This window comes from Mycobacterium sp. (assembly GCF_036490025.1).
In the GTDB taxonomy this organism is placed as follows: domain Bacteria; phylum Actinomycetota; class Actinomycetes; order Mycobacteriales; family Mycobacteriaceae; genus Mycobacterium.
In genome coordinates this window covers 1-3,123 of sequence record NZ_DASXEP010000022.1, presented here as the reverse complement: position 1 = coordinate 3,123, position 3,123 = coordinate 1, and the positions used below count along the sequence as shown (strand labels likewise).

The following is a 3,123-nucleotide window of genomic DNA, read 5'->3' as shown; positions in this document are numbered from 1 at the left end:
TTGTCGACCAGCAGGCATTCGGCGGTGTGCGGCGCGCCGCGCAGCGGATTGTCCTCCACCGTCCACTCGCCGGTGCCGACCCGGTCGATCTCACCGCGAATGGCGATCATCGCCTCGCAGAACGCGTCGACCTCGGGGAGGCTCTCGCTCTCGGTGGGCTCGACCATCAGCGTGCCGGCGACCGGGAAGCTCATGGTCGGTGCGTGAAAGCCGTAGTCCGCCAAGCGCTTTGCGACATCGTCGACGGTCACGCCGGTCGATTTGGTGATCGGCCGCAGGTCCAGGATGCACTCATGGGCGACCATGCCTTTCTCGCCGGTGTAGAGCACCGGGTAGTACTCGTCGAGCCGACGGGCGATGTAGTTGGCCGAGGCAATCGCCGTCAACGACGCGGCCCGCAGGCCGGACGCGCCCATCATCCGGATGTAGGCCCAACTGATCGGCAGGATGGATGCCGAGCCGTAAGGCGCCGACGACACCGGCGGACCGGCCGGCAGCTCGGGCGCCAGCGGATGGCCGGGCAGGAACTGCGCCAGATGCGCACGCGCGGCCACCGGCCCCACGCCCGGGCCGCCACCACCATGCGGAATGCAGAACGTCTTGTGCAGATTCAGGTGGCTGACGTCGCCGCCGAACTTCCCGGGCCGGGCCAGCCCGACCAGGGCGTTGAGGTTGGCGCCGTCGACGTAGACCTGACCGCCGGCGTCGTGCACGGCCGCGCAGACATCGGCGATGTCGTGCTCGTAGACGCCGTGCGTCGACGGATAGGTGATCATCAGCGCCGACAGCCGCTCGGCATGCTCATCGACCTTGGCGCGCAGGTCGTCGAGGTCGACGTCGCCGTTGGACCGGCAGGCCACCACGACCACCCGCATCCCGGCCAGCGCGGCGGACGCGGCGTTGGTGCCGTGCGCACTGGACGGGATCAAGCAGACGTCGCGCTGCGGTTCGCCGCGACTGGCGTGATAGGCGTGGATGGCCAGCAGCCCGGCGTACTCCCCCTGCGATCCGGCGTTGGGTTGCAGCGACACCGCGTCGTAGCCGGTCATCTGTTCCAGCCAGGTTTCCAGCTCGGCGATCAGCCGGCGCAGACCCTGGCTGTCGGATGCCGGCGCGAACGGATGCTGACGCGCGAACTCCGGCCAGGTGATCGACTCCATCTCCGCCGCGGCGTTGAGCTTCATCGTGCACGAGCCGAGCGGAATCATACTGCGGTCCAACGCAAGATCCTTGTCGGCCAAACTGCGCAGGTACCGCATCATCGACGTCTCGGTGCGGTACCGGGTGAACGCCGGATGGGTGAGGAACTCCGACGAGCGGGTCGCGACGTCTGCGCACACCGGCTCAGCGGCCGTCAAGCCGAACGCCTCCAATACCGCCGCGACGTGGGCGTCGGTGGTCACTTCGTCACAGGTCACCGAGACGTGATCGTCGTCGACCCGCCACAGGTTGATGTTCTTTGCTTTGGCGGTGGCAATCACCTCGTCGGCGCGGCCGGGCACCCGGGCCAACACGGTGTCAAAGTACTTGTCGTGCACCAACGCATCGCCAAGCGCGGCGGCGATGCTCTCGGCATGGCCGTGCACCCGCCGGGCGATACCGGTCAGTCCGTCGGCGCCGTGGTAGCTCGCGTACATCGCGGCCATCACCGCCAACAGCACCTGGGCGGTGCAGATGTTGCTGGTCGCCTTGTCGCGGCGGATGTGCTGCTCGCGCGTCTGCAGTGCCAACCGGTACGCCGGTGAGCCGTCGGCGTCCATCGAAACGCCGACCAGCCTGCCGGGCAGCTGGCGGGCGTGTTGAGTGTGCACCACCAGGTATCCGGCATGCGGGCCGCCGAATCCCATTGGCACACCGAAACGCTGAGTGTTACCGAACGCCACGTCGGCACCGATCTCTCCGGGCGGCGTGATCAGCGTCAGCGCCAGCAGGTCGGCGCCGATGGCCACCAGCGCGCCGCGCTCGTGTGCCTGTGAGACCAACGCCGACCAGTCGGTGACCCGGCCGCTCGCGCCGGGCAGCTGAGCGATGACCCCGAAGAAATCGCCTTCCGGCAGGCCCTCGCGCAGGTCGGCGGTGACGATCTCGATGCCCAGCGGTTCGGCGCGGGTGGCCAGCACCGCCGCGGTCTGGGCGAACACGTCGACGTCGACAGCCAGCCGACGAGCGTTACCTCCCACGGCGCGGTGCATCAGCGTCATCGCCTCGGCGGCCGCGGTGCCCTCGTCGAGCATCGATGCGTTGGCCACCTCGAGACCGGTCAAGTCGGCAACCATGGTCTGGAAGTTCAGCAGCGCCTCCAGCCGACCCTGGCTGATCTCCGGCTGGTAGGGCGTGTAGGCCGTGTACCAGGCGGGATTCTCCAAAATATTGCGGAGCAACACCGGCGGTGTGTACGTGTCGTAGTAACCCTGCCCGATCATCGACACCGCCACGGTGTTCGCGTCGGCCAATGCCCGCAGCTCAGCCAGCGCTTCGGCCTCGCTGGCCGGCGGCGGCAGCTGATCCAGCCCGGGTGCGGAACCCGAATCGGTCAATACGTCGAGGATTCCTGCCGGCAGCGCGCGCCGCGCCAGCTCTTCCAGCGAGTCGACCCCAATGACGTCGAGCATTGTCGAGACGGCATCGCTGTCCGGGCCGATGTGCCGGTCGGCGAAAAGCGGGTTCGTGTAGTCGGACATTGGCGAGCTCCTGACGACGGCAGAGGAACACGTGTCCTCTCCCTCTGTCGTCTACCCGAAACCGGGCGCCTGAGAGATTCGACATCCAGATGTCTTTCCCCATGGGCGGGCGGCCCGACTCGAGGGCCACCGCTTTCCAGAGGCATCGGGGTCTGGCGCGGTCCGGGTTGCCTGAGAGGTTGACGGAGAGGTATTGCTCCTTCGGCGCCCGTGGCTGGCAGCCACGGGACTCTCCCGCGCAAGAACGATGCGTTGCCGAGTTTACCCGCCGCACAGCCGGCGGCACGCACGCGAGGAGCCGGGTCAGCCGATCTTGCGGTCGCGGTGTTTACGCCGAGAGGCCAGCTCGTCTTCCGGCGCGGCGATCGACTCGCCGCCGTCGGCGCGTTCGCCGGGGAAATCCGCGATTGCGCCGGTTAGCTCGCGCATCGCTCCGGAGACG

1 protein-coding gene, 1 pseudogene and 2 riboswitches are annotated in these 3,123 nt (G+C 68.1%); the gene and the pseudogene both read right to left on the bottom strand.

Annotation, left to right across the window (positions count from 1 at the left end; translation table 11 throughout):
- Positions 1-2,681, bottom strand: a 2,681-nt coding sequence (gene gcvP / locus VGG53_RS02400) for an aminomethyl-transferring glycine dehydrogenase (RefSeq protein WP_331516394.1), incomplete at its 3' end; no start/stop codon positions are given.
- A 34-nt stretch (positions 2,682-2,715) separates the two neighbouring features.
- Positions 2,716-2,829: riboswitch (glycine riboswitch) on the bottom strand.
- Positions 2,830-2,928: riboswitch (glycine riboswitch) on the bottom strand.
- 56 nt (positions 2,929-2,984) lie between these two features.
- Positions 2,985-3,123: pseudogene (locus tag VGG53_RS02395) on the bottom strand (MerR family transcriptional regulator); the annotation flags it as partial.